Origin of the sequence: Pantoea sp. WMus005 (genome assembly GCF_013415305.1) — a bacterium.
GTDB lineage: Bacteria > Pseudomonadota > Gammaproteobacteria > Enterobacterales > Enterobacteriaceae > Pantoea > Pantoea rara.
Map to the genome: position 1 here is coordinate 1,171,004 of NZ_JACBXU010000001.1, position 24,957 is coordinate 1,195,960.

The window sequence follows — 24,957 nt, forward strand, 5'->3', positions numbered from 1 at the left end:
CAATTCCTTATGCGGACAAAAGTGAACTGAGTGTGGTCCAGTTTGCCCGGAATAGACAGTGAAGAGATTTGTCGGTAATTTTCAAATAAATTCAGCAACTTTTTGCCGGGCGCTACAGATTTCCACCGCCGGTAAACAGCACCCGCCAGCGGCGGCGATCCTGAATCAGCGTGCGGTGCAGCTGTTGAAGATCAGAGAGAGTCAGCGCATCAACCTGTGCTGCGTCCACTTCTGCCAGGCCATTTTCATGGCGCAACTGCGCCAGAGGTTGCGCGACTTCCTGGCTCAGCAGACGCGCTTTCAGTGCCACCAGATCACAACCCGCCAGCGTTTCGTTCAGAGAACGCAGGAAGTTGCGGCAGTAGCGCAGCAGTGACAGCGCGCTGTAATCGGGCGACTGCAGCGCAAACAGGACGCCATCTTCATCAGCACAGCGCATGTAGCGGCTACTGACCACATAACCAATGGGCTGCTCAACGCGATAGCGCTGGAAAAAGCGTGGCTCATAGATTAGCGCCAGCGCGCGCAATGCAGCCAGCTGTTCAGGACGGTGCAGCGGAATAAACAGCAGCAGCGCGTTGTCCGTGCTGGCGTGCGGCTGGCGTGTCATGCCGGTTTGCGTAGTCATGCGTTTCGGGGGCGTTGCTGGATTCACCGGCAGCGACAGCGCGCTCAGCCGCCGGGCAATCAGCGAATGCAGCGCCGCGTTGCCGCCTTTCAGCGCTGCCCGCCAGCAATCTGGCGCAAAGGTCGCTGCCATCTGATAAGGCAACTGCCGCAGCAGCGCGCGGATGGCGATGCTTTCGACAGGCGATGGCAGGTTTGCCGCAACCGGCAGTGTCAGTGCGATGACAATCTGGCTAAGCGCCTGATCCGTCACCGCCTCATCCTTTGTCAGCTGGAGCGTCAGTTGCCACACGCCCTCCACTTCCTGCCAGCTGCCGTTCCCGCCCAGATGACGCAGCGCAGCAAACAGAGGACGCAATCGCCGTCCCAGTGCTTCGCCCACCTCGGCGGTAAACGTTGAGTAAAACTCCGGTCGCAGGATCAGCGTTGCCTGCGGGTCATCGGACGGATGATGCGGCAATGCCACTGCCTTTGCGGGCAGCGGCTCAGTGATGACGGTGGTATCGAGCGGATAGAAGGTGAAATTCGCAGCGGGCAGCGCCTCAGGCGGTAAGGGCTGCCAGGCTGTCAGCGGCAGGCTGAAGCCCTGCGTGAAGAGGTTTTCCGTTGCCGGTGACGGTGTGCATTTCAGCCGCGTGCCTGGCGCACTGTTAAGGCTTTTCAGCAGCGGCAGCAGTTCAGGCACGGTTTCATCCGGTGCAAAGCCGATGGCGCGCTGTCGCAGCTGCTCCATCGGTGACAGCGTCACAAATCGCTGCTGCGCCAGCTGATGATAATGCTGATGTTGCACCGCACTGGTCTGGCTTAGCGCATCGACATAGCGGTCGATCAGTTCATTGATGACATCAGGCTGCTGCGTTTCGACACCCAGGCCCAGCCAGAGCGCGCCACCCGCCTGATAGATCCATTTCAGCTCCAGCGACTCTGCCAGCCCCTGTTCACGCAGGATAGCCAGCAAAGAACCTGGCGCTTCATCCAGAAGAAACTCACGCCATAACGTGACACCGTCACCGGCACTCAGCAACCAGGTGCGCCATAACGCGGGTGAGGCGGTATCGGCCAGTTGCCAGCAGCTATCGCTGAGCAGGTGCGGCGGTGGCAGATCCTGCTGCCACTGACCCGCAGGCAGCGCGGCGGCAAATTGACGTGCCAGCTGCTCCAGCACATCCAGTGACTGCGGTCCCTGCAGCCAGAGCCGCATATTGCTGGCGAAATAGTAACGCTGGTGGAACTGACGCAGCGCGCGTTGCAGCGCAGACATCTCATCGCCAAAGCTCGCCCGGCTGCCCGTATGGAAGCGCTGAAATTCAGCGGGTGACTGAACGGCATGCAACAGTGCCGCTTCGATGCGGGATGGCTCATGACGCTGCAACAGCTGATATTCGGCGTCGATCACTGCCACTTCCTGCGCGATAGCCTGGTTATCCAGCAGCGGAGAGACGAGCATATCCTGCAGTCGTGCCAGCCCGTCAGCCAGCAACGGCGGCGTCACCTCAAAGAAGAACGCGCTGCGATGGGCCAGCGTGGTGGCGTTAACCTTGCCGCCCTGCGTCTGGATCCAGCTCATCAGCCGGCCCTCATCAGGCCAGCCGCTGCTTCCGGTAAACAGCAGATGTTCCAGCAGATGTGCCAGTCCGGGCCAGCGTTCTGGCTCGTCATGGCTCCCTGCTCCCACCTGAATCAGGGCGGCGGCCTGGCTGGCATCAGCCTGATGCACCAGTTCAACCGTCAGACCGTTTATCTCCAGGCAGCGCGTTTTCATCAGAGGTTCCGTGTTTTGTAGATCAGTTGCGAGTTGCTGCGGTTACGGAACTGCAGCTGACCAATTTTAATGTCACTGCAATCCGCCTCACGCCGGGCTTCAAGGATTTTACCGTGATGCGGTGATTTGCTGCAGACCGGATCGGTGTTGTCAGCATTGCCGGTCAGCATGAAAGCCTGACAGCGACAGCCGCCAAAATCTTTCTCTTTCTCATCACAGGAGCGGCACGGCTCCGGCATCCAGTCAAAACCGCGATAACGGTTAAAGCCGAACGAGTTATACCAGATATCATCCAGGCTTTGGGTCAGAACCGACGGAAATTCTATCGGCAGCTGGCGCGCACTGTGACACGGTAGCGCAGTGCCCTCTGGCGTGACGCTGAGGAAGATCGCGCCCCAGCCACCCATACAGGGTTTAGGGCGTTCTTCGTAGTAGTCTGGCGTCACAAACAACAGATTGGTCAGATTACCGGTGGTGCTCATCCGCTCACGGTAGGTTTTCACCACCGCTTCCGCCCGGGCGATCTGCTCACGCGTCGGCAGCAGACCTTCGCGGTTAAGCTGCGCCCAGCCGTAGAACTGGCAGGTCGCCAGTTCTACGTCATCCGCCTCAAGCTCAATGCAGAGGTCGATGATTTTATCGATCTGATCGATGTTATGGCGATGCAGCACGAAGTTCAGCACCATCGGATAGCCGTGCGCTTTCACCGCTTTCGCCATCTCCAGCTTCTGCTGAAACGCTTTTTTTGATCCCGCCAGCGCCGCATTCAGGGTTTCGTCACTCGCCTGGAAGCTGATCTGGATATGATCCAGACCGGCCTCGCTGAACGCATCCAGCTTCTTCTCCGTCAGGCCAATACCGGAGGTGATCAGGTTGGTATAGAAGCCGAGATCGCGCGCCGCTTTAATCAGCTCAGGCAGATCTTTACGCACCAGCGGCTCGCCGCCAGAAAAGCCGAGCTGGACGCTGCCCATGGCACGCGCCTGGCGAAAGACCTCAATCCACTGCTCAGTGGTCAGCTCCTTCTCCTGCTGCGCGAAATCCAGCGGGTTGGAGCAATAAGGACACTGCAGCGGACAGCGATAAGTCAGCTCGGCCAGCAGCCAGAGCGGTGGGTTCACACCAGGTTTATGCGGGGTCACGGAACTGTATCCACTTCTGTTCATAAGCTGATTGCAGGAACTCTAAAACATCCGGTCCCACGCCGCCTGCTTCCGGAAAACGGCTATCCAGCGTCGCGATTATCGCGGCGATATCCTGTTTGCCATCTACCAGTTCAAGAATGGCGGCGGCGGTTTCGTTCAGCTTCGCCATGCCTTCGGGATAGAGCACCACATGGGTATCCTGGGCGGCTTCCCACTGCATACGGTAGCCGCGGCGAAACGCGGCAATCGAGTTTTCATTCATCTGTTATACCAGTCGGGTGGTGTGCCACGCCGCCTTGTCTGTGACGGTGTGATAAGGCGGACGTTTCAGCTCGTAAGCCATGGTCATGGCGTCCAGCATGCTCCATAAAATATCAAGCTTAAACTGCAAAATTTCCAGCATGCGGTTCTGCGTTTCTGCGGTGGTGAAATACTCCAGCGCCAGCGCCAGGCCATGTTCCACATCGCGGTTCGCCTGACCCAGGCGGCTGCGGAAGTAGAAATAACCCTCTTCTTTGATCCACGGATAGTGCTGCGGCCAGCTGTCGAGCCGCGACTGGTGGATCTGTGGAGCGAACAGCTCGGTCAGTGAACTGCAGGCCGCCTCCTGCCAGTTGGCGCGGCGGGCAAAGTTAATGTACGCATCGACCGCGAACCGCACGCCCGGCAGCACATGCTGCTCTGACAATAATTCTTCACGCGTCAGCCCGACCGCCTCGCCCAGCCGCAGCCAGGCCTCGATGCCACCCTCTTCGCCGTTGCTGCCGTCGTGGTCGAGGATGCGCTGCACCCATTTACGGCGGGTGGCCGGATCGGGACAGTTGGCCATGATCGCCGCATCTTTCAGCGGAATGGTGGTCTGGTAATAGAAGCGGTTCGCCACCCAGCCCTGAATCTGCTCGCGTGTGGCCTGACCGTTGTGCATCGCGATGTGATAAGGGTGATGGATATGGTAGTAAGCGCCTTTATCGCGCAGGGCCTGTTCAAAAGCCTGCGGCGACAGCGTGTCAGTGATCTGCATGATTTAGCCCTGAAGGTGAATCGCCATCCCGTCCCAGCTCACCTCTATTCCCTGCTCCGTCAGAAACTGACGCTGCGGTGACTGCTCGTTAAGGATCGGATTGGTGTTGTTAATGTGGATCAGAATTTTGCGTTTTGCCGGCAGCGACGCCAGCAGCGCCATCAATCCCTGCTCTTCCGCCAGCGCCAGATGGCCCATCGCCTTGCCGGTGTTGTGACCCACGCCGGTGGTCAGCAGTTCATCATCCTGCCAGACAGTGCCATCAATCAGCAGGCAATCCGCTTTTTGCAGCCACGGCAGGATCACCGCATCCGGCTCGCCCAGACCTGGCGCATAGAGCAGCGTCTGACCCTTCGCCCGGTTCTCAATAAACAGTGCCACGTTGTGGCCCGGCAGCGGCCGATCACGGTACGGCGAATAAGGCGGTGCATTACTGATGATAGGAATTGCAGTGAACTGCAGATCAGTGCAGACGTCGACGCTGAACGGCGTCAGTGGCGCAATCGGCCGGTGCTGTAAGCCGCCATTCCAGTGGGTGAGCATCGGAAAGATCGGGAAGCCGGTGCTGAGATCGGCATGCACTTCCGGCGTACACCACACCTGATGTGGACAGCCCTCACGCAGGCTCAGGAGCCCGGTCGTGTGATCGATCTGGCTGTCGGTCAGGATAATCCCCCCGATCGCCGTGCCGCGCAACACGCCCTTGCGGGTCAGTTCCGGGGTATGCAGGATCTGCTGGCTGATGTCGGGTGAGGCGTTGCATAGCACCCAGTCTTCGCCGTTATCGCTGAGGATAATCGACGATTGCGTGCGTGCCTGGGCCTGGATTGTGCCGTTACGCACGCCGTGGCAGTTGGCGCAGTTGCAGTTCCACTGCGGAAACCCGCCACCCGCAGCTGAACCGAGGATTTTGATAAACATAGAGGAAAACCAGAAGTTGAAAAAAAATGCCCGCTCAGAGGGCGGGCAGAACGATTAACGGTTGGAGATGTAAAGAGTCACTTCCAGACCGAGACGCATATCAACGAAAGTGGGTTTTTTCCACATGAGTTACTTCCTCTTGGTTAACAATAAATGAGCTGCCTGAAATCAGCGTGATCGGTAATGAATGAGACCGCCGTCACAATTTCCAGGCAGATGTTGCGCCAATGGCGCGTCGGGATCAAGTCCGGAACGTAAGGAAATTGTTATCACAGCCCGGTCAGTTGTAAAACGCGCTGCCAGTTTCCCCATGCCAGTTTCTCTATCAGTGTCTGATCATAGCCCGCTTCCTGAAAAGCGGCGAGCAATCGCGGCATTCCGCTGACATCGCCCAGCGCCGCAGGAGTAGTAATCCCGTCGAAATCAGAGCCAAAGGCCACATTGTCGCTGCCCATTATCTTCATCAGGTGATCACAATGCTTAACAATTGCTGTTAATGGCGTATCCGCGTCGCGTTTACCGTCGGCGCGCAGAAACGCATTGCCGAAATTAATGCCGACCAGTCCGCCGCTGTCGCGGATCGCCATCAGCTGGTCATCAGTCAGATTACGCGGCTGCGGACAGAGAGCATGCGCGTTAGAGTGGCTGGCCACCAGCGGCGCACGGGAGAGCCGGGCAGTTTCCCAAAACGTCTTACTGTTCATGTGCGACACGTCGATCATCATCTTCAGCTCACCCGCCTGCTGAATCAGCCTTTCACCGGCGGCGGTCAGGCCCGGCCCGGTATCAGGTGAGCCGGGAAAAGTGCCACTGACGCCTTCACCAAAGTGACTGCGCAGATTCCAGAATGGCCCGATGCTGCGCACACCTGCCTGCCAGAAGGCGTGCAGCTGCTCGCCCTGCTCATCCAGCGCATCGGCACCTTCGATGTGAGCCACCATCGCCAGCACACCATCGGTGCGGCAGGCGGTAATGTCGTCACTGCTGCGGCAGAGTCGCGCCCGTCCGCCGGACGCATCGGCCAGCTGCTGCAGGATATCGAGCTGTTGCCACATGATTTGCAGCGGTTCATACGGCTCAACGGCGCGTGCCGGAACCGTACTGGCAATGTACGCCTGCGGCGGCACGAAGATCGCAAATAGCCCGCCGCCCATTTCGCCCTGCTGAATGCGCGGAAAGTCGAGATGGCCTCGTTCAATACCCTGATAAAACGCCTGCGCGGGCGCATCACGATGATGCAGCCAGAGGTTAAGCAACAGATCGTTGTGACCGTCAAAAATCAGCATAAGTGTCCACCCGAATAAACAGGCGACCATGCTAACCCTGCCCGGCGGTTTTACCAAACAGGCGCACGCCGGGTGTTGTCACTTTTGCGCGTCAGGTTGTCAGCATTGCGCGCGCGGACCTGGAGGCGTGTTGGCAGACTGATAAAAAACAAAAGGAGAATCCTATGCTGACCCGACCTGCTGATAAATATCGACCCTCCCCGGTAGTGTCTCTGCCCGACCGCCAGTGGCCTTCGCGCCAGCTCACCCAGGCCCCACGCTGGCTCTCTACCGATTTGCGTGACGGCAATCAGGCGCTGGCAGAACCGATGGATCGGGCGCGGAAAATGGCGTTCTGGGATCTGCTGCTGGGCTGCGGGTTCCGGGAGATTGAAGTCGCTTTTCCCTCGGCGTCGCAGACGGATTTCGATTTCGTCCGCGACCTGATTGAGCAGCAGCGCATCCCGGCGGATGTGACGTTACAGGTGCTGACCCAGGCGCGCGAAGATCTGATTGCCCGCACCTTTGTGGCGCTGCAGGGCGCTCCACGCGCCATTGTGCATCTCTATAACGCCACCGCGCCGCTGTTTCGCGAGCGGGTATTTAAGCAGAGCAAAGCGGACATCGTGGCGCTGGCCACCGCTGGCGCACGCCAGATCCGTGCCGGATGCCAGGCGCAACCGGAAACCCATTGGACCTTTGAATATTCGCCAGAGACCTTCTGCTTTACCGAGCCGGAGTTTGTGCTGGAGATTTGCGAGGCGGTGGCCGATGTCTGGCAACCGGACGCGCAGCGCCCGATGATCATTAATCTGCCTGCCACGGTGGAGATGAATACTCCCAACGTCTATGCCGATCAGATTGAGTTTTTCTGCCGCCATTTCAGCCGTCGTGACGCTGTCTGCATCAGCGTGCATCCGCACAACGATCGCGGCACCGGCGTCGCCTGTGCCGAACTGGCCCTGCTGGCGGGCGCTGATCGGGTCGAGGGCTGCCTGTTTGGCAACGGCGAACGCACCGGCAATGTCGATTTGATAACGCTGGCGCTGAATCTCTATACCCAGGGCATTTCACCCCTGCTCGATTTCAGCCAGATGCATGAGGTGATTGAGGTCGTGACCCGCTGCAACCAGTTGCCGGTTCATCCGCGCCATCCCTATGCGGGCGAACTGGTCTTCACCGCCTTCTCCGGTTCTCATCAGGATGCGATTAAAAAAGGGTTCGCCATCCGCGCAGAACGGCAGGAGAAAGTGTGGCAGATGCCCTATCTGCCGCTGGATCCGGCCGACATTGGCTGCAGCTATGAGGCGGTAATCCGCGTAAACAGTCAGTCGGGTAAAAGCGGGACCGCCTGGCTGCTGGAGCAGAATCATGGGTTACAAATGCCGCGTGCGCTGCAGCAGGATTTCAGCCGCTGTGTGCAGCAGGAGACGGACCGTCACGGCGGCGAGATGACGCACTACGCGCTGTGGCAACTCTTCTGCCGCCAGTATGGCGTGACGCAGCCTGCGGTGGCCTTGCAGCGGGCTGACAGCCAGAGTGACAGCGGCGGGCAGACGCAGATCAGCGCCAGCGTGAGGGTTCAGGACCGCTTCCTGACACTGACCGGCAGCGGCAACGGCTGGCTCTCTGCGGCGGTGAATGCCCTGCGCAGCGCGTTTGATCTGCATCTGACCATTGAGGACTATCACGAGCATACGCTGGGACGGCGCAGTGACAGCCGTTCTGTGGCCTATATCAGCTGTGTGGATGCCCGCGGTGTGCGGGCCTGGGGGGTGAGTATCGATAACGACACGGCCCGTGCCGCATTGCAGGCGCTGCTCAGCGCGGCAGGCCAGTTTCTGCAGGCGGAAAGTAGTCAGTGGGCGCAACGCCCAGCAGACGACGAAACATCGCACTAAACGCGCTGGGGCTCTCATATCCCAGCTCCAGCGCCACCCGCAACACGGAGTCGCCCTGCGCCAGTCGCGTCAGGGCGATTGCCAGGCGGGCACGTCGGACCCAGTCACTGAACTGCAGTCCGGTTTCGCGCATAAAATGACGGGCCAGCGTACGGCCCGAGACATTCATCTGCGCGCTGGCACGCTGCAGCGTCCATTTTTCATCGGGCGTCTGCTGAATCTGCTCGCACAGCGCCTGTAACCGGGGGCTGTCGGGCGTCGGCAGCGCAAAAGGCAGCACATCCATGCCCCGAATCTCATCCAGAATTAACTCCATCACTCGCTCGTCACGGCTCCCGGCGCTGTACTGCTCCGGCAGACTTAGCGCGGTGACGATCAGTTCACGCAGCAGCGGCGAGATCTGCACCACCTGACAACTGGCGGGCAGATCGGCGCGCGCCAGCGGATCGATAAACAACGTGCGCGCCGCGACGCTGCCGGTAACCCGCAGTGCATGGCGGGTAAACGCGGGCAGCCAGACACCGCGACCCGGCGGCACAATCCAGCTGCCGAACTCCGTCTCGACCCGCACTACGCCGCTCAGGGTATGGATCAGCTGGGCGCAGGTGTGATGATGCCAGGGTTCGCTGGCACCGTGCAGGTAGTCGTGCGCCAGCGGCACCAGCGGGCGCATGCTGAAATCAAAATGCTGCTGACTCATTGCGCCTTCAGGTAGCGGTAGATGACCGCCAGATCCTCTTCTCCGTGTCCCGCGTCTACCGCCTGCTGCCAGAGCTGCGCGATATTCTTCAGCGCGGGTAATGGCGTCTCTGTCGCATCCAGCGCCAGGCGGGCATCTTTAAGCGCCCAGACCAGATGCATCTGCGGCGTATAGTCGTCGCTGGCCATCATCCCGAGCTTCATTTTCGCATAAGGCGCGGCCAGCGGACCGCCTTCCAGCACCTGCCAGAGATCGTCGGTGGAAAAGCCGAACTGCTCCGCCAGCCGGGTACTCTCCGCCAGGCTCTGCATCATGCCGATCAGCCAGCTGTTGATGACCAGCTTCATGCGGGTACTTTTTCCCGCCTCACCCAGCCACTTTGTGCCTTTACTGATGGCGGCAAACACCGCTTCTGCCGCCTGCGCCCGGCTCTGATCACCGCTGGCCAGCACCAGAATCTGTGCGTTTTCTGCTGGCGCTTTGGTGCCGGAGACTGGCGCGTCGATCAGCAAAAGATCGGGGCGTTTTTCTGTGAAAAAGGCGATCAGCGCGTCGGTTTTTTCTACGCCGATGGTGCCCATCTGGCAGAGCGTTGCGCCCTGTTTAAACGCCTCTTTCGCCTGATGCAGCACCTGCTCCGTCGTGTCGCCATCGGCGAGCATGGCAATCACCACATCCGCCTGACGCACCGCGTCTTCCGGTGAGTCAGCCAGCTGTAAACCGGCTTCCAGCAGATCCTCGCCGCGTGCGCGGGTGCGGTTCCAGCCGTGTACGCGAAAGCCTTTTTTCAGCAGGTTGGCGGCAAATGCGTGCCCCATTGCGCCTAATCCCAGAACCGCCACTTCAGGTTGTTTCATGCTGACTCCCGTGAGTTTTTGTCTGCATCCGGAAGTACCGGATGCCTGGTCACTGCAAAAGATGGATTCCAGCCTGGCGGTAAACAGAAAAAAAATCCAGCCCGAAACGGTGTACCCCGTCGCATCAAACCCTTACCATATGCAGCAATTGTTCCACCTGGTTCATTTACGCTTCTTTTTTTCAGGCCTCTGATAATGAAAATAATCTCTCTGCGTCAGGCGACGCTGTTGATGTTGCCTGCCCTTTTGCCGATGCCAATGCTGGCGGCGGATAATACGCTGGTCGTGACGGCCGCGCCGCCGGAAACGGGACTCAATGAACTCGATACGCCAGCCGCCCTGAGCGTGGTCAGCGGCGACGATATGCGTCAGTCAGCCGCGCGCGTAAACCTGTCGGAAAACCTCAGCAGCGTGCCGGGTCTCCAGATACAGAACCGGCAGAATTACGCGCAGGACCTGCAGCTGTCGATGCGCGGCTTTGGCTCCCGCTCAACCTACGGCGTGCGCGGTCTGCGTATCTACGTGGATGGTATCCCGGCCACCATGCCGGATGGTCAGGCGCAGACCTCCAATATTGATATCGGCTCAATCGATCATGTCGACGTGCTGCGCGGCCCTTTTTCTGCGCTGTATGGCAACGCCTCGGGCGGCGTGATCAATGTTACTACCCAGCAGGGTCAGCAACCGACCACGCTGGAAGCCAGCAGCTGGTACGGCAGTTACGGCAGCTGGCGCAACAGCGTCAAAGCCAGCGGCGCCACCGGTGATGGCAGCCACGCCGGGGATGTGAACTACACCGTCTCCGCTTCCCGCTTCACCACCCACGGCTATCGCGATCACAGCGATGCACAGAAGAACCTCGGCAACGCCCGGCTGGGTGTGCGAATCGATGATGTCAGCACCCTGACGCTGCTGTTTAACAGCGTTCACATCGACGCGCAGGATCCTGGCGGCTTAACCGAGGCGCAGTGGCGGGACAATCCGCGCCAGGTGGTCAGCAACGTTACGCTCTACAATACCCGTAAAACCGTGGATCAGACCCAGGGCGGCCTGCGGTATCAGCGCCAGATGAGTGAAAATGACGACCTCAGCGTAATGCTTTATGCGGGGATGCGCGAAACCACTCAGTTCCAGTCAATTCCCGCCGCTGTTCAGCGCAACCCGTCTCACCCTGGTGGCGTAATCGCCCTGACACGCCACTATCAGGGGGTCGATACCCGCTGGACCCATCGCGACACGCTGCTGTCGATTCCGGTGGCGGTGACCGGTGGCCTCGACTACGAAACCATGACCGAGCGCCGTAAAGGCTATGAAAACTTCACCGTCAGCAATGGCGTGACGCAGCTGGGTGAACAGGGCAATCTGCGCCGCAACGAACGCAATCTGATGTGGACGCTCGATCCCTATCTGCAGACCGCCTGGCAACTGACCGATAAGCTGTCGCTGGATGCAGGTGTGCGCTTCAGCACCGTCAACTTTGACGCCAATGATTCCTATGTCCGGCCCGGTAACGGCGACGACAGCGGTGATGCGCGCTATCACAAATGGCTGCCCGCTGCCGCGCTCAAGTATGCCTTTGACCCAGGCTGGAATGCCTATGTTTCTGCCGGTCGTGGCTTTGAAACCCCGACCATTAATGAGCTGTCTTACCGTTCAGATGGCGCGACGGGCCTGAATCTCGGTTTGAAACCGGCCACCAGCGACACGCTGGAGATCGGCAGCAAAAAACGCATCGGCAATGGCCTGGTCAGCGCGGCGCTGTTCCAGACCGATACCCGTGATGAGATTGTGGCGGATACCAGCAGTGGCGGCCGCACCACCTATAAAAATGCCGGTCAGACGCGCCGTCGCGGTCTGGAGTTAAGCCTGGATCAGCAGTTTGCCTGGGACTGGCGACTGAAAATGGCTTACACGCTGCTGGATGCGCGCTATCGCAGCAACGCCTGCGGCAGCGAGAGCTGTGACGGCAATCGTATCCCTGGCATCGCACGTAACATGGCGTACGCCGGACTCGGCTACCTGCCAGAACAGGGCTTTTATGCAGGCAGCGAGGTACGCTATCTGAGCCAGATCGCCGCTGAAGATCAGAACAACGTGAATACCCCGTCCTACACCGTGGCGGCGGTAAACAGTGGCTATAAATGGCTGGTTGAGAACTGGACGCTGGATCTGTTTGGTCGGGTAGATAACCTGTTTGACCGGCACTATGTAGGTTCAGTGATTGTGAATGAGAGTAATGGACGCTACTTCGAGTCAGCGCCCGGCCGCAATTACAGCGTCGGTTTAACGCTGGGTTACGCCTTCCGCTAAAACCATCCGGGCCACCCTTGCCGTGGCCCGAATCTTACCATTACACGCTAATCAGCCGCGCGATTTCAACTGCGCTTTAATATCCTCAGAGCTCCCGGTTTCACCCAGACGTGGGAAGATCAATTTCACGCTGTTGTCATGGGTATCCCTGTTCAGATCGGTCATCGCATCGGTGGCCAGCGTGACGTTGTAACCCAGCTCATACGCCTGACGTGCAGTTGATTCCACGCCGATGCTGGTTGCAATACCGCAGATCACAACCTGAGTAATGCCGCGCTTTTGCAGTTCCTCGTGCAGTGCCGTAGCGTGAAACGCGCCCCAGGTTTTCTTGGTGATGGTGAGGTCATTGGGCTGCGGGGTCATCGCCGGAACCAGTGTCGCCCAGTCAGCAGGCAATTCGCCGCTGTGAGGCGTCTGCTCGTTGCGGCCCGGTGCTCCACCCGCCACGTTAACCAGCACGACCGGCAGATCGTGCGCGCGAAATGCCTCTGCCAGTGCGGCACAGCGTTCGATCACCGGTTGCGGTTCATGAACCAGCGGCAGCGCCACAATACCGTGTTGCATGTCGATAACAATCAGCGCAGTTTTTGCATCAAGGGTGGTTACAGCCATGTTGAATCCTCAGGTTTAATCGTCAGTGAGTCGTTGTAACAGAGGAAGAACGTCTGTCAGTTGCTGCTGCTCTGCCGGGCTGAGCCGTGCTTCCAGGGTCCGGGTCAGCCAGTCATCGCGGAGTGCGCGACTCGAGCTAATCACCGCCATTCCCGACTCAGTCGGCAGATAGCGGGTTTTCCGTCCATCATGGGGATCAGCCTCGCCCCTCACCCATTCTGCCGCCAGTAACCCGGCGACGGTCGCACCCATTGACTGGGTACGTACACCTTCGGCAGATGCCAGCTGCGTTACCGTCATTGCTCCGGCGCGCACCAGATGGCCCAGCACCGCAACCTGTGACCAGGTGAGTTCGCCAGGCGGTGCCGACTCACGTAACCGGCGACCCAGCTTGCCCACCAGCATACGCAGCATTGCAGCGGATTCCGTCAGATCGCTCATTACTCGTCTCCATCGATTAGCGAAAGTATAAAGATACGAAGGCAAACTGTGTAGTTTGCACCGGTATCAATTTGTAACGTCCGGGCGTTGCAGGTAATGAATCAGGCTGTGGAAGCGCAGCGGCGTGCTGAGCGGGTTACGGTAGCTGTGCAGCACATCGGCCCTGAACTGAAACGCTTCGCCGGTCAGCAGACGGCGCCAGACATCGCCGATCCCCAGCAGCAGTTCGCCTTCAATCACCACCACCTGCTCCACGCAGCCCACTTCATGCGGTGAAGAGTGACTTTGTGCGCCCGCTGCCAGCTCCACCGCCAGCAGATCAAAACGCAGTTGTGGATCGTAAGGCAGCAGCGACCGTACCGACATTTCGGCATTCGGCTGACTGAAGCCTGATGCTGTGCCGACGGGTAGCGCGCTACCGTCGATAAAAAAGGAAAAGGGAACGTTGAAACCGGTGGCAATCTTCCACAGCGTCGCCACAGTGGGACTCGATTCGCCGCGCTCAATCTGCCCCAGCATCGCTTTGCTGACGCCGGTACGCTCTGCCGTGAGCGTCAGGCTCCAGCCATTGGCCTGCCGCAACTGTCTGAGCGCGCCGCTCAGGTGTTGCTGAAAATCCGCCATTTTTTCTCCTGAATTCCCGTCCTGATGTTTCACGTTATGGCGATAGTGTACCACTTGTGCGTTATAGCGCATCATGCGACCATGTGCGCTATAACGCACAATCTCACTGAGAGTTTGATCATGACGAGAGCCGAACCGTCCCGTTTTACCCTGCCAATGCTGGTCTCTGGCTTTGTTGCAGTTCTGGTAGGCTACAGCAGCAGCGGCGCAATTATTTATCAGATGTTTCAGGCGGCCGGTGCCACGCCTGAACAGATTGGCGGCTGGCTGTCTGTGCTGGGGCTTGCGCAGGGAATCGTCTCGCTGGGGCTGTCATTACGCTACCGCATGCCGGTACTGGCCGCCTGGTCAACGCCGGGTGCCGCACTGCTGGCGACCAGTTTTCACGGCATTTCGCTGAATGAGGCAGCAGGCGTCTTTGTTTTCGCCAACCTGCTGATTGTCGTATGCGGCGTGACCGGTCTGTTTGCCCGGCTGATGAACCACATTCCCGCCTCGCTGGCGGCGGCGATGCTGGCGGGCATTCTGCTGCGCTTCGGGCTACAGACTTTTGCCGATTTGCAGAGCAATTTTGTGCTGTGCGCCTGCATGTGCCTGGCCTGGCTACTGGCCCGTCGCTGGCTGGCCCGTTATGCCATTCTGGTGACGCTGCTGGTGGGTATTGCAGTCGCGCTTGGCCAGCACGCCATCCACTTTCCGCCGCAGTCGATTATGCTGGCGCTGCCGCAGCCGGTGATGCCGCACTTTACCCTGACCACGCTGCTGGGGATTGGCGTGCCCTATTTCCTGGTGACGATGGCATCGCAGAATGCGCCCGGCATCGCGACGTTACAGGCGCACGGCTACCGGCCGCCAGTCTCGTCACTAATGAGCTGGACCGGATTCACTGCCCTGTTGCTCTCGCCCTTTGGGGGTTTTTCGGTCTGCGTGGCGGCGATTACGGCGGCGATCTGCATGAGCGATGAGGTCGATCCTGATCCTCATCAGCGCTGGCGGGCGGCGGTGCTGGCCGGGGTGTTCTATTTGCTGGCGGGCGCATCCGGTGCGCTGATTGCCGTGCTCTTCAGCGCGCTGCCTGCGGTGCTGATTGAGGCGATGGCGGGTCTGGCACTGCTTGCCACGCTGGGCGGCAGCCTGCATCGTGCACTCGATGTGCCTGCGGAACGCGACAGCGCGCTGATCGCATTTTTGATCACTGCATCAGGCGTTTCTCTATTGGGTATTGGTCCTGCGTTCTGGGGACTGTTGGGTGGCGTTTTCGCTCACCTGCTGCTGGTGCGTAAAACCGCCTGATTGCGTGATAGCTGCTGAAATATCGGTTATTTTTCCACCCGCCGATGAAAAAAACACTGGATTTACCTCCTTTTCTGCCGTTTGATTTGTCATTGCCCCGCGTAAAATCAACCTAATCGTCGATAACACGCGATTTTCTGCCTCAGACAACGACCGATAAGGGCCCAACAGGTGGCAAAAACTATTCTGCGCAGCGGTAATTTAGATGCAGTTCTGGCATTAGGTGAAAATGGCCAGCCGGTCTACGCCTCTGCACTGCAAATTCGTGAAACCCTGCGCCTGCGCCGTCAGGGCGCACTGGCAGATTGCCTGGCAATTCCTCAGGCCAATGAACGGGGCGATCGCCTCGACTGGTATGCCCCTTTTAGCGGTCGGGTGAAATCCTGGCTGGGCGCCAGCGATCATGAACGTCGTGCGGCGCTGCAACAGCTCACTGCCTGTCAGCAGGATATGCAGGAACTTAGCACGCGCGCGCGCGCGGCAGAGAACCCGTCGATGCGCCTGTTTGGTGCCCTTCTGAGCAAAACCCTGCAATTCCCCGACCAGCAGTATGTCTATCTGGTTGATGGCAAACCGGTTATCACTTTCTGGGGCTTTGTCGATGCCCAGGCGCGCAGTCGCGATGACGCGCTGGCCTGTCTGCGTGACACCCTGGAAGAGAACCTGCCGGCTTCACTGGTTGAACCGCTGCCTGAGCTGCCTGCTGCGCCGGCAGTCGCTGACCCGGTTGTTATCGCGGAACCTGAGCCTGAATCCAGATCTGAACCAGAACCTGAACCTGAAGCGGTTGCAGAACCGCTGCCGGTTGCGGCGCCCGCTGAACCTCAGCCGGTCACGCCGGTGGCGGCTCGCCGTCCTTTCCGCATCTGGTATCTGTTACCGCCTGTGGCGATTGCGGCTGCCGTGATGGTGGCCGTGCTGCTGCATAAACCGGAGCCTGTGGTGACACCGGTTGCGACAACGAAGCCGGTAACCGCCCCTGCACCTGTATCCACCCCGACACCCGCTGCGACTCAGGCACCGGCTGCCGCGACACCGTCTGCTGCGACACCTGCGGAGACAGCAACGGCTGAGAAACAACCCGAGGCGCTGCCGCAGAAACCAGCAAGCACTGGCACGACCGAAGCCGCACCTGCCGACTCATCTGCTACCCTTGCCACTGTGGTGACCCCGCCGGTTCCGGCTAAAGCCGATGACCTGATCGTCACGCCGGACGCCGTCCGCGAAGGTCAGGTGCAGGTGATTGATGGCCGCTGGCGTGTCACTATCGACCAGATGCAGACGCCAACCGGTAAGCCGCCAGTGATGCGCTTCCAGTTTAAAAATGGCAAAGGGAGCGTGCAGGTCACCCAGGGTAATACTACCTGTAAAGCCGATGTCAGTGCCGCCATGACCAGCGCTGGCAACCTGGTTATTGAGAGCCGCTATACGGCGAAGTGCCAGAACAATTCGCGCTACCGTATGCCACTGCTGGTCTGCCATGCGAGTATGGGCGCCGCCGTGTGTGAAGCACAGTATGCTGATGACCGGGTGTTCCCGATGACGATTAAGCGTGAGAGTAAATAACGATGCTGGCTCCCCTGATCGATGACAAACAAAAAATTTCGCTGATTGAAAACAGCGGTGTGCAGTTTCTTGATTTTGGCCTGCAACTCTCAGATACCCCGGCGCGCCGTCAGTTTGTGCGCCAGACCGCCAACGGCCCGCTGCTGCGCCTCAAGGTCGATGGCAACAGTGGGAAGTTCCTGCTCTATCCGGAAGATGGGGGTGCCGCTGAAGTGGTGCGTCCGGAGTCCGATATCGCCCTGGCGGACTCACTGACTTTGCTGTCAGCCTGCTGGCTGCCGTTGCCGATGCTGCGCTGCGCCAGCGGCCGTCGTTTTATCGGCGGCCCTGAAAACTGGGCGCGCATGCGTCTGGTTGCCCTGCCTGCACCCGATGCGGCGGGCAATACCCATCGCGTCAGCCTCGCCTTTGATACCCGCTGCGTGGCGGAACAGGACGGCGGCGAACAGCTCGGCCTCAGCGTCGCCGATGCGCAGAATGGCGTATCCTTTGCGCTCGCCTGGCACAATTATGAGCTGGGTGAGTTTCTGGACCTGACATGGGTTGATGGCTGGCTGCGCGAATCCTTTACCGACCGCGTCTCCGATCGCCGTGAACAGGCCATTAATCAGGCGCTGCGCGAATTTGAGTATCAGGCGCACTACCTTAATCTGCTGGAACTGCTGGGCGAACAGCTCGACCTCAGCGAGATCCACATTCAGGCTGCCACGCTGCAGACCCCGGCGGTCAATGTCGATATCATTCTGGATGTCGGCAACTCCCACACCTGCGGCGTTCTGGTGGAAGATCATCCGGAAGAAAGCAACGGCCTGAAGCAAACCTATGAGTTGCAGCTGCGCGATCTCTCCGAGCCGCATCAGGTTTACAACGAGCTGTTCGACAGCCGCCTGGAATTTGCCGAAACCCGTTTTGGCAAAGCCAATTTCTCGCTGGAAAGTGGTCGTGAACAGGCCTTTATGTGGCCCTCTCTGACGCGCGTCGGACGCGAAGCGAGCCGTCTGGCCCTGCAGCGTGTGGGACTGGAAGGCAGCACCGGCCTCTCCAGCCCGCGTCGTTATCTGTGGGATGAAGCGCGCTATCAGCCAGGCTGGCGTTTTAACACGCCCGGCGATCAGGCTGAACCCCTGGCTTATGCCGCACCTTTTACGACCCTGCTGAACGACGAAGGTCAGCCGCTCTCTACGCTGGCACCGGACGATCGTCTGCCGGTCTTTTCACCGCACTACAGCCGCAGTTCGCTGATGACCTTTATGCTGTGTGAACTGCTGGCTCAGGCGCTGATGCAGATGAACAGCGCGGCACAGCGTCAGCGGATGCCGCAGAGCCACGCGCCGCGTCAGCTGCGCCATGTGATCCTGACGTTGCCGTCAGCGATGCCAAAACCGGAGCGTGAAATTTTCCGCCGCCGGATGCAGGAAGCGCTGGCGCTGGTCTGGAAAGCGGAAGGCTGGCTGGCGGACGAAGATGAATTCACACCCTCGCTGCCGCGTCAGAATCCGAAACCGCTGCCGGATGTGCAGATGGAGTGGGATGAAGCGACCTGTGGTCAGATGGTCTGGCTGTTCAATGAAACCCAGGTCAACTTTGCCGGTCGCGCCGAAGACTTTTTCAGCAGCATGGCCCGGCCGGATCGCCCGCGCGATGCCGACGAACTGCCAGGCAAGAGCCTGCGTATCGCCTCGATCGATATTGGCGGCGGCACCACCGATCTCGCCATCACCCAGTATCGTCTGGACGATGGTCAGGGCAACAACGTTAAAATCACGCCACGCCTGCTGTTCCGCGAAGGGTTTAAAGTGGCGGGCGACGATATCCTGCTGGATGTGATCCAGCTGTGGATTCTACCGGCCCTGCAGCAGCATCTGCAGAAAGCGGGACTGACGCTGGCAGAACCGCTGATGAACAAGCTGTTTGGTCACGACAGCCGCATGGACGGTCAGGCGACACTGCGTCAGCAGGTCACCCTGCAATTGTTTATTCCGCTGGCGCAGGCGGTGCTGGAGCGCTATGAAAACTGGGATCCGCTGGAGAGCCACGCAGAAATTAATGCCCTGTTTGGCGAGCTGGTCGAACAGCCACCAGGCGACGCAGTGCTGGCGTTTGTTAACGGCGAGATTCAGCGCGAACTGGGCGGTAATAGCCGTTTTGACCTGCTGCAGGTGCCGCTGGTCGTCAGCCTGGCACAACTGCATGGTGAATTTATGCAGCACCGGATGGCGATCATTCCGGCGCTGCGTTCAATGTGTGAAGTGGTGTCGCTCTATCAGTGCGACGTACTGCTGCTGACCGGTCGTCCGTCGCGCTTCCCTGGCATCCAGGCACTGGTGCGCCATCTGCAACCTTTGCCGGGCAGCCGTATTCTGTCACTGGAAGGCTATCACACCAGCGACTGGTATCCGTTTAACAAACATGGTCGCATCGATAACCCGAAATCCACGGCGGCGGTCGGCGCGATGCTCTGCCTGCTGGCGCTGGATCTTCGCCTTAGCAGCTTCTGGTTCCGCGCGGGCGACTTTGAACCCTACTCGACGATTCGCTACCTTGGCGTGCTCGATGAAAACCAGGCGCTGACGGACGAGAACCTCTGCTACAGCGAAATTGACCTCGACGATCCCGGTTATGTGCTGGATAAAAAAGGCAGTTTCCGTATTCGCGGCAACGTCTGTCTGGGCTTCCGGCAGCTCGATAACGATCGCTGGCCCGCCTCACCGCTTTACAGCCTGACACTGAACGACGCCACGCTGGCGCGCAAAGTGGCCGGTGAGAGCGTGCTGCGCATCCGCCTGGCCGTAAAAGCGGGCCCTGACGCATCCGGCCCGGAAACCCTGGTGCTGAGCGATGCGCGTCTGGACGATGGCACCCGCGTGCCACTGGAACAATTAAGTCTGAAGCTGAATACCCTGTCGGCGACCGGCAATGCCAATGCGCAATACTGGATTGACAGCGGGAGCGTGTGTAAACGATGAAAGCTCTGAAACCCCGTCAGCCGCAAACGCTGGCAAAGCGTCTTAGCCTGTTACAGGACGCACTGAATAACAGCCTGGCGTGGATTGAGACCACGCGCGAGCAGTCGCCGCGTCTGGCGCTGGAAGCCGAAACCCTGACGCTGCAACTGCGGCAGGCGCGCGTGCAGGCTCAGGCGCTGGCGCAGCAGGTGGCGCGTCCGGTGACGCTGGCGCTGTTTGGTCAGTCGCAGGCAGGCAAAGCCTGGCTGCTGAACGAGATGGTGGCTGATGCCCAGGGCCAGTTAGTGACCCGCATGGGCGAGAAACAGCTGAGCTGGTTCCAGCATATCAATCCCGGCAACCTCGACTTTGCTACCGCTACCCGCTTCAGCCATCAGCGCGAACCGCTGTCAGGTGAATGGCCGGTTGAACTGACGCTGCTGAGCGAAGCGGAGATCGTACGGCTGATGGTCGCCTGTGCCGGCGCGATCACGCCCGATACCGCGCAGATTGACAGCGCACTGCAGCGTCTGCAGCGTCATCGTCTCGCGACACCGCTGGCCGGTCTGGAAGGTGATGCGATGGTCACGCTCTGGTCCTGGAGCCGTCGCCGTCCGCACCATGATGTGCGTCTCGATCGTCACTTCTGGCCACAGGCCGTTGAGCTGGCGCCCTGGCTCAGCGTTGACGACCGGGTGGAGCTCTTTTCACTGTTGTGGTCTGGTCAGTCCGGACTGAATGAGATGCTGCGCAGCCTGCTGCATCTGCGCCACCAGTTGCGTAACAGCAGCCGGATACTCGCCCCGCTGAGCCTGCTGACCGACGCCTCACTGCTGCCGGCCGAGCAGCTGATTGTGCCAGCCAGTGAGCAGGATCAGCAGCAGCTGGTCGAAGTCTGCCCGCTGAACGGCAACCGCATCGGCAAGGCGCAAAATGTCCCGCTGGGATTACTGGCGCTGCTGACGCTGGAAGTGCTGGTGCCGCTGAGCTCCACACCGCGTACCGCGCTCTATGATGATGCCGATATGCTGGAGCTGCCCGCGCCGGGTAAGTCTGCCGACGTGGCGACTCAGGAAGATCGTCAGCGCCTGCAGCAGCAGGATCCGCTGCGAGCGCAGCTGCTGGAACAGAAACGCGCCCTGCTGCCCGGCTTTTACGCCGCCCGTCAGGCGATTGATCTGCTGCTGGTCTGCACCGCAGCCAGCCACCGTCAGGATGCTGACCTCGCCAGCGAAACGCTGCGCGAATGGCAGCGTCAGCAGCCCGCCCAGGAATCAGCAGAGAAACCGCGCCTGATCTGGGCAATTACCCCGTTCGATGCCCGCCATCAGCAGGTCAACGTGGATGAAGCAGTGCAGCGTCAGATGGGACAACCCGGCCAGCACTGGGGATCGATGCTGGCGCTGGATCGCGCGGGCGTCGACCGCATGGCGAGCTGGTTACTGGAAGAGATGCAGCCGGAAGCCCGCCGCGACATGCTGCTGGCTCAGCTGGCGCAGATTCAGCACACCGTCGTGGAGCGGCGTCTGCTGCCCTGGACCGAAGCGGGTGCCAGCCCGGAACAGGCGGCACGCAAACAGAATATCGCCGACACGCTGCTGAAGTGTTTACAGCATCGCACCGGCCTGCATGGCGAGCTGCTGGAACGTCTGCAGCCGCCGCGTGAAGCACTGCGACAGCTATGGCTCAATCAGTCGGCCCTGCAGGGCAGCAAACCGGCCACTATTCAGGCACCGGAAAATCAGTTCGGCATCGGGTTTGAATTTGACCTGTTCAGTGAGAGCCCGGCTGAAGCGCCGGTTCAGCCGCGTCAGAGCCTGCAGAGTGCCCAGCAGTTCCCGCGTCAGGTGCTGCTGCTGTGGCTGGATCATCTGCGTCAGTTGCCGGAAAACCGCAGCCTGCTGGCGTTGCTGAACGTGGACAAGGCAACGATGGAGTGGCTGGTTGAGGAGTTGATCACGGCCGGTTTCCGCACCGATATCGCCCAGAAATTGCAGCTGGCACTGCATGAGCCGGATACGCAGAGCGTCAGTCATGAATCACGCGCCGATCGTCAGGTAACGCGGGCGATGACGGTGCTGGGGGATTTTGTGGCCTGGCTCGGTTTTTTACAGCGTCCTGAGTCTGAACGTCCTGCCAGCCGCGTTAATCGCGGTCAGGTGATTTTCTCACGCCCTCCGGCGCCCAGCGTCAGCTTCAGTACCGGTCAGCGTCTGACCAAACTCTCTGCAGCGCCGGCTAACCACACCGCCTACTATATCTATGACTGGCTGGTAGGTCTGAATCAGGTGATCATTGAGAACAATGGTTACACCGGCGGCGGCGATTTGTCGCTGGCGGCCCGCGAAGCGCTGGTTGCACTGCTCAAGCCACTGCGCGCTTAATCGATGATCAGGCGCAGTTCGCCCTCCAGCGACTGCGCCGCCTCTTCCAGCAGCGCCAGCACCGGCGCTAAATCAGCCTGATGCGCCGCATAATGCTGCAACCCTACTGTAGCAGGCAGCGCCATCCCACCTGTCAGCCAGTCCCATAACGCATCCAGATTATGTCCGAAGCTCTGCGGGCAACCGCTCTGCTCAGCAAACTGCTGATAAAAGTCCGCACGCGTAGTGAGCTGACGGAGGTCGAATGTCAGATTCAGCATGATCAGGGCACCTGTCTGAAGCTGCGGTAGTGATCGGTGGAGAGAAACACCAGCCCGTCAGAGGAGTAAACCAGACGATCGGCGTCACGATGACCACAGCGATAATTCACATCCGCTTCATACCACTGACGGCCCGCCCGCGATGGCAGACGTTTTTCACGGTTGGTAAAACGATCGCCGCCGATGGCTTTGCCAGGCAGAACGTCACACAGGTTGCCATTGGCCGGATTCCAGCCACGCTTACGCGCATCGTTTTTGGTGAGGTAGTAGTCCGGCAATTGCTGATGCTGCAGTACCCAGCGCGCCACGGTATGGGCATCGGTCAGGGAGGCGATATCCGCCTGAGCAGGCGCTGAATCCGTGTTCAGCCAGGGTTTCAGGCCGTAAAAGCAGGCCGCGAGGAGGAGGAAAAGTCCAATCCAGAGTTTTTTTGACATGATGGCATCCGAGACAACAGGACGCAGATGATACCAGTTTTATGCACAGAGAAAAGCGCGGGCCAGACAAGCTGGCCCTGGCGAGGTTAAGCTGCGTGCGATTCCCCGCTGTGACGACGCCATGCACCGGGCGCGACACCATACTGGCGTTTGAAGCTGCGATTAAAGGATTGCTGGGAGTCAAACCCTAACGAGATCGCCACATTGAGAATCGGCTCATCGGTTGTGGTCAGGCGATCGGCTGATTTCTTCAGCTTCTTAACGCGGATATATTCACCCAGTGGATAGCCGGTGTGCTCTTTAAACATACGCTGCAGGTGCCACTTGGAGTAACCCGCGCGCTCTGAAACGGTATCCAGATCCAGACGTGCTTCGATGTTGTTATCAATCCAGTCGATTAAATCGTGAATAAAGGCGTCACTCATCATTCCAGTCTCTCCTGTCGCCGTGGCGAAAAGTATTAGTATCAGTTGCAGTTACACTTAAGGGTGGCTGACTATGCCATTTAATGCAAGTTTTATTAGTACATTAAATGCCGCACTCTTTGTGGGGTTTTTGCTGATCTGTTCAGGTCTTCATCGCCCTGCCCTAAACCGCACATAAAGTGTATCTCTTATTCTTGCAGTTGCCAGCCACGCAAGCCTACACTCACTGCGATTAATTGCAATCTTAAAAGTTGCAAATATTGGCCTGCAGGCCGCCTGTTTATATCTATCGCGGAATAACAACAATGATTACGAACCGGGTTCGTCAGGGTTTAACCCTCTTAGGGATGGTACTGCTCATCACTCAACTCGTCGGCTGCGACAAGGGTGTGGCGCAAAACGCCCCGCCACCGCCGCCTGAGGTGAGTGCCGCCCCCGTGCTGATCAAGCCCGTCAGCCAGTGGGACAATTTCAATGGCCGGGTTGAAGCGGTGCAGAGCGTGCAACTGCGCCCGCGCGTCTCGGGCTACATCGACTCCGTTAACTATCGCGAAGGCGATGAGGTAAAAAAAGGTCAGGTGCTGTTTACCATTGATGACCGGAGTTACCGCGCGGCGCTGGAACAGGCCAAAGCGGAACTGGCCCGCGCGCGCAGTCAGGCGAGTCTGGCCCGCAGCGAATCGGGCCGCAGCGAGAAGCTGATCGGCACACAGGCGATTTCCCGCGAGGCATGGGAACAGCGTCGCTCCGCTGCCAGTCAGGCGCAGGCGGATGTGCTGGCCGCAGAAGCTGCAGTAGACATGGCGCAGCTCAACCTGGACTTTACCCGCGTCACCGCGCCGATTGATGGTCGCGCCAGTCGCGCGCAGATCACCACCGGTAACCTGGTAACCGCTGGCGACAGTGCCAGCGTGCTGACCACGCTGGTCTCTCAGCAGCAGATGTATGTCTATTTCGATGTCGATGAGAACACCTTCCTGAATTATCAGGCGATGGCGCGTCAGGGCCAGCAGCGTCATGCGCTGCCGGTAGAGATTGCGCTGGTCGGTGAACAGGGTTTCCCGCATCAGGGCAAAATCGACTTCATGGATAACCAGCTGACCGCCAGCACCGGCACCATTCGCATGCGCGCCCTGCTCGACAATCAACAGCGGCAGTTCACGCCCGGCCTGTTTGCCCGCGTGCGTCTGCCAGGCAGCGCGCAGTTCGAAGCGGTGCTGATAGATGATAAAGCGGTATTAACCGACCAGGATCGCAAATATGTCTACGTGGTGGATGGCGAGGGAAAAGCGCAGCGGCGCGATATCCAGCCCGGCGCGATGATAGATGGCCTGCGTATCGTTAAATCCGGTCTGAAATCGGGTGACAGGGTGATCATCGCCGGTCTGCAAAAAGTATTTATGCCCGGCATGCCGGTCACTGCTCAGCAGGTCGCCATGCGTGCGGCAGCCGCTCAATAAT

The 24,957-nt window shown here is 59.4% G+C and carries 22 protein-coding genes; 7 read left to right on the forward strand and 15 right to left on the reverse strand.

Features of this window, described 5'->3' with window-relative positions:
• Positions 1-112: 112 nt before the first annotated feature.
• The 7 genes from pqqF to HZZ01_RS05265 all read right to left on the reverse strand — a co-directional run bounded on the left by pqqF (position 113) and on the right by HZZ01_RS05265 (position 6,762).
• Positions 113-2,389: a pyrroloquinoline quinone biosynthesis protein PqqF gene (gene pqqF / locus HZZ01_RS05235; RefSeq protein ID WP_179895796.1), complete on the reverse strand. Its 2,277-nt coding sequence runs from the start codon at positions 2,387-2,389 to the stop codon at positions 113-115.
• Positions 2,389-3,555 (reverse strand): pyrroloquinoline quinone biosynthesis protein PqqE, encoded by a 1,167-nt coding sequence (gene pqqE, locus HZZ01_RS05240; RefSeq protein ID WP_218928054.1) that lies wholly within the window; start codon positions 3,553-3,555, stop codon positions 2,389-2,391. Before pqqE ends, pqqF begins: the two co-directional genes overlap by 1 nt.
• Positions 3,518-3,796 (reverse strand): pyrroloquinoline quinone biosynthesis peptide chaperone PqqD, encoded by a 279-nt coding sequence (gene pqqD / locus HZZ01_RS05245; protein WP_013357814.1) that lies wholly within the window; start codon positions 3,794-3,796, stop codon positions 3,518-3,520. The genes pqqE and pqqD overlap by 38 nt, the downstream gene beginning before the upstream one ends.
• A 3-nt stretch (positions 3,797-3,799) precedes the next feature.
• Positions 3,800-4,555 (reverse strand): pyrroloquinoline-quinone synthase PqqC, encoded by a 756-nt coding sequence (pqqC, locus tag HZZ01_RS05250; protein ID WP_010245074.1) that lies wholly within the window; start codon positions 4,553-4,555, stop codon positions 3,800-3,802.
• A 3-nt stretch (positions 4,556-4,558) separates the two neighbouring features.
• Positions 4,559-5,476 (reverse strand): pyrroloquinoline quinone biosynthesis protein PqqB, encoded by a 918-nt coding sequence (gene pqqB, locus HZZ01_RS05255; RefSeq protein ID WP_179895798.1) that lies wholly within the window; start codon positions 5,474-5,476, stop codon positions 4,559-4,561.
• 54 nt (positions 5,477-5,530) lie between these two features.
• Positions 5,531-5,602 carry a pyrroloquinoline quinone precursor peptide PqqA gene (pqqA, locus tag HZZ01_RS05260; protein ID WP_010245082.1) on the reverse strand — a complete coding sequence of 24 codons (72 nt, stop codon included), beginning with the start codon at positions 5,600-5,602 and terminating at the stop codon, positions 5,531-5,533.
• A 143-nt stretch (positions 5,603-5,745) separates the two neighbouring features.
• Entirely contained in the window at positions 5,746-6,762 is a 1,017-nt protein-coding gene (locus tag HZZ01_RS05265; RefSeq protein WP_179895799.1) for a dipeptidase, read from the reverse strand.
• Between the two features lie 164 nt (positions 6,763-6,926).
• Between HZZ01_RS05265 and leuA the strand changes: the two genes are divergently transcribed.
• Positions 6,927-8,642 (forward strand): 2-isopropylmalate synthase, encoded by a 1,716-nt coding sequence (gene leuA / locus HZZ01_RS05270; RefSeq protein WP_179895800.1) that lies wholly within the window; start codon positions 6,927-6,929, stop codon positions 8,640-8,642.
• Here the strand turns inward: leuA and HZZ01_RS05275 are convergent.
• A complete protein-coding gene (locus HZZ01_RS05275; protein WP_179895801.1) occupies positions 8,563-9,342 on the reverse strand; it encodes a helix-turn-helix domain-containing protein in 780 nt (259 codons plus the stop codon). The two genes, leuA and HZZ01_RS05275, sit on opposite strands and share 80 nt — an antisense overlap.
• Positions 9,339-10,262 carry an NAD(P)-dependent oxidoreductase gene (locus HZZ01_RS05280; protein WP_314984716.1) on the reverse strand — a complete coding sequence of 308 codons (924 nt, stop codon included), beginning with the start codon at positions 10,260-10,262 and terminating at the stop codon, positions 9,339-9,341. The genes HZZ01_RS05275 and HZZ01_RS05280 overlap by 4 nt, the downstream gene beginning before the upstream one ends.
• 132 nt (positions 10,263-10,394) lie before the next feature.
• Here HZZ01_RS05280 and pqqU point away from each other — a divergent pair, with 132 nt between their 5' ends.
• Positions 10,395-12,509, forward strand: a complete 2,115-nt coding sequence (pqqU, locus tag HZZ01_RS05285) for a TonB-dependent receptor PqqU (protein WP_179895803.1) — start codon at positions 10,395-10,397, stop codon at positions 12,507-12,509.
• 51 nt (positions 12,510-12,560) lie between these two features.
• On the opposite strand, the gene HZZ01_RS05290 is transcribed toward pqqU, so the two are convergent.
• The 3 genes from HZZ01_RS05290 to HZZ01_RS05300 all read right to left on the reverse strand — a co-directional run bounded on the left by HZZ01_RS05290 (position 12,561) and on the right by HZZ01_RS05300 (position 14,186).
• Entirely contained in the window at positions 12,561-13,121 is a 561-nt protein-coding gene (locus tag HZZ01_RS05290) for an isochorismatase family protein (protein WP_179895804.1), read from the reverse strand.
• 15 nt (positions 13,122-13,136) lie between these two features.
• Positions 13,137-13,562: a MarR family winged helix-turn-helix transcriptional regulator gene (locus HZZ01_RS05295; RefSeq protein ID WP_179895805.1), complete on the reverse strand. Its 426-nt coding sequence runs from the start codon at positions 13,560-13,562 to the stop codon at positions 13,137-13,139.
• 66 nt (positions 13,563-13,628) lie between these two features.
• On the reverse strand, positions 13,629-14,186 hold the full coding sequence (locus HZZ01_RS05300; protein WP_179895806.1) for a helix-turn-helix domain-containing protein: 558 nt from the start codon (positions 14,184-14,186) through the stop codon (positions 13,629-13,631).
• 120 nt (positions 14,187-14,306) lie between these two features.
• On the opposite strand from HZZ01_RS05300, the gene HZZ01_RS05305 reads away from it, so the two are divergent.
• From HZZ01_RS05305 to HZZ01_RS05320, 4 genes are all read left to right on the forward strand, one after another.
• The gene (locus HZZ01_RS05305; protein WP_179895807.1) at positions 14,307-15,479 is read left to right on the forward strand and encodes a benzoate/H(+) symporter BenE family transporter; all 1,173 of its coding nucleotides are present in this window, start codon (positions 14,307-14,309) and stop codon (positions 15,477-15,479) included.
• Between the two features lie 171 nt (positions 15,480-15,650).
• Positions 15,651-17,045 carry an SrfA family protein gene (locus tag HZZ01_RS05310; protein WP_179895808.1) on the forward strand — a complete coding sequence of 465 codons (1,395 nt, stop codon included), beginning with the start codon at positions 15,651-15,653 and terminating at the stop codon, positions 17,043-17,045.
• A 2-nt stretch (positions 17,046-17,047) separates the two neighbouring features.
• Positions 17,048-20,011, forward strand: a complete 2,964-nt coding sequence (locus tag HZZ01_RS05315; RefSeq protein ID WP_179895809.1) for a virulence factor SrfB — start codon at positions 17,048-17,050, stop codon at positions 20,009-20,011.
• Positions 20,008-22,374 carry a virulence factor SrfC family protein gene (locus tag HZZ01_RS05320; RefSeq protein WP_179895810.1) on the forward strand — a complete coding sequence of 789 codons (2,367 nt, stop codon included), beginning with the start codon at positions 20,008-20,010 and terminating at the stop codon, positions 22,372-22,374. Before HZZ01_RS05315 ends, HZZ01_RS05320 begins: the two co-directional genes overlap by 4 nt.
• Here the strand turns inward: HZZ01_RS05320 and HZZ01_RS05325 are convergent.
• The 3 genes from HZZ01_RS05325 to HZZ01_RS05335 all read right to left on the reverse strand — a co-directional run bounded on the left by HZZ01_RS05325 (position 22,371) and on the right by HZZ01_RS05335 (position 23,499).
• On the reverse strand, positions 22,371-22,634 hold the full coding sequence (locus HZZ01_RS05325) for a barstar family protein (protein WP_179895811.1): 264 nt from the start codon (positions 22,632-22,634) through the stop codon (positions 22,371-22,373). The two genes, HZZ01_RS05320 and HZZ01_RS05325, sit on opposite strands and share 4 nt — an antisense overlap.
• Positions 22,635-22,636: 2 nt before the next feature.
• Positions 22,637-23,071 (reverse strand): ribonuclease domain-containing protein, encoded by a 435-nt coding sequence (locus tag HZZ01_RS05330; RefSeq protein WP_179895812.1) that lies wholly within the window; start codon positions 23,069-23,071, stop codon positions 22,637-22,639.
• An 86-nt stretch (positions 23,072-23,157) separates the two neighbouring features.
• Positions 23,158-23,499 carry a helix-turn-helix domain-containing protein gene (locus tag HZZ01_RS05335; protein ID WP_003853463.1) on the reverse strand — a complete coding sequence of 114 codons (342 nt, stop codon included), beginning with the start codon at positions 23,497-23,499 and terminating at the stop codon, positions 23,158-23,160.
• A gap of 302 nt (positions 23,500-23,801) precedes the next feature.
• On the opposite strand from HZZ01_RS05335, the gene HZZ01_RS05340 reads away from it, so the two are divergent.
• The gene (locus HZZ01_RS05340; RefSeq protein ID WP_179895813.1) at positions 23,802-24,956 is read left to right on the forward strand and encodes an efflux RND transporter periplasmic adaptor subunit; all 1,155 of its coding nucleotides are present in this window, start codon (positions 23,802-23,804) and stop codon (positions 24,954-24,956) included.
• The last annotated feature ends 1 nt before the right edge of the window (position 24,957 follow it).

Coding starts and splice junctions, on each gene's coding strand:
- pqqF (WP_179895796.1), bottom strand. CDS start 2,389: ATGAAAACGCGCTGCCTGGAGATAAACGGTCTGACGGTTGAACTGGTG.
- pqqE (WP_218928054.1), bottom strand. CDS start 3,555: ATGAACAGAAGTGGATACAGTTCCGTGACCCCGCATAAACCTGGTGTG.
- pqqD (WP_013357814.1), bottom strand. CDS start 3,796: ATGAATGAAAACTCGATTGCCGCGTTTCGCCGCGGCTACCGTATGCAG.
- pqqC (WP_010245074.1), bottom strand. CDS start 4,555: ATGCAGATCACTGACACGCTGTCGCCGCAGGCTTTTGAACAGGCCCTG.
- pqqB (WP_179895798.1), bottom strand. CDS start 5,476: ATGTTTATCAAAATCCTCGGTTCAGCTGCGGGTGGCGGGTTTCCGCAG.
- HZZ01_RS05265 (WP_179895799.1), bottom strand. CDS start 6,762: ATGCTGATTTTTGACGGTCACAACGATCTGTTGCTTAACCTCTGGCTG.
- leuA (WP_179895800.1), top strand. CDS start 6,927: ATGCTGACCCGACCTGCTGATAAATATCGACCCTCCCCGGTAGTGTCT.
- HZZ01_RS05275 (WP_179895801.1), bottom strand. CDS start 9,342: ATGAGTCAGCAGCATTTTGATTTCAGCATGCGCCCGCTGGTGCCGCTG.
- pqqU (WP_179895803.1), top strand. CDS start 10,395: ATGAAAATAATCTCTCTGCGTCAGGCGACGCTGTTGATGTTGCCTGCC.
- HZZ01_RS05290 (WP_179895804.1), bottom strand. CDS start 13,121: ATGGCTGTAACCACCCTTGATGCAAAAACTGCGCTGATTGTTATCGAC.
- HZZ01_RS05295 (WP_179895805.1), bottom strand. CDS start 13,562: ATGAGCGATCTGACGGAATCCGCTGCAATGCTGCGTATGCTGGTGGGC.
- HZZ01_RS05300 (WP_179895806.1), bottom strand. CDS start 14,186: ATGGCGGATTTTCAGCAACACCTGAGCGGCGCGCTCAGACAGTTGCGG.
- HZZ01_RS05305 (WP_179895807.1), top strand. CDS start 14,307: ATGACGAGAGCCGAACCGTCCCGTTTTACCCTGCCAATGCTGGTCTCT.
- HZZ01_RS05315 (WP_179895809.1), top strand. CDS start 17,048: ATGCTGGCTCCCCTGATCGATGACAAACAAAAAATTTCGCTGATTGAA.
- HZZ01_RS05320 (WP_179895810.1), top strand. CDS start 20,008: ATGAAAGCTCTGAAACCCCGTCAGCCGCAAACGCTGGCAAAGCGTCTT.
- HZZ01_RS05325 (WP_179895811.1), bottom strand. CDS start 22,634: ATGCTGAATCTGACATTCGACCTCCGTCAGCTCACTACGCGTGCGGAC.
- HZZ01_RS05330 (WP_179895812.1), bottom strand. CDS start 23,071: ATGTCAAAAAAACTCTGGATTGGACTTTTCCTCCTCCTCGCGGCCTGC.
- HZZ01_RS05335 (WP_003853463.1), bottom strand. CDS start 23,499: ATGATGAGTGACGCCTTTATTCACGATTTAATCGACTGGATTGATAAC.
- HZZ01_RS05340 (WP_179895813.1), top strand. CDS start 23,802: ATGATTACGAACCGGGTTCGTCAGGGTTTAACCCTCTTAGGGATGGTA.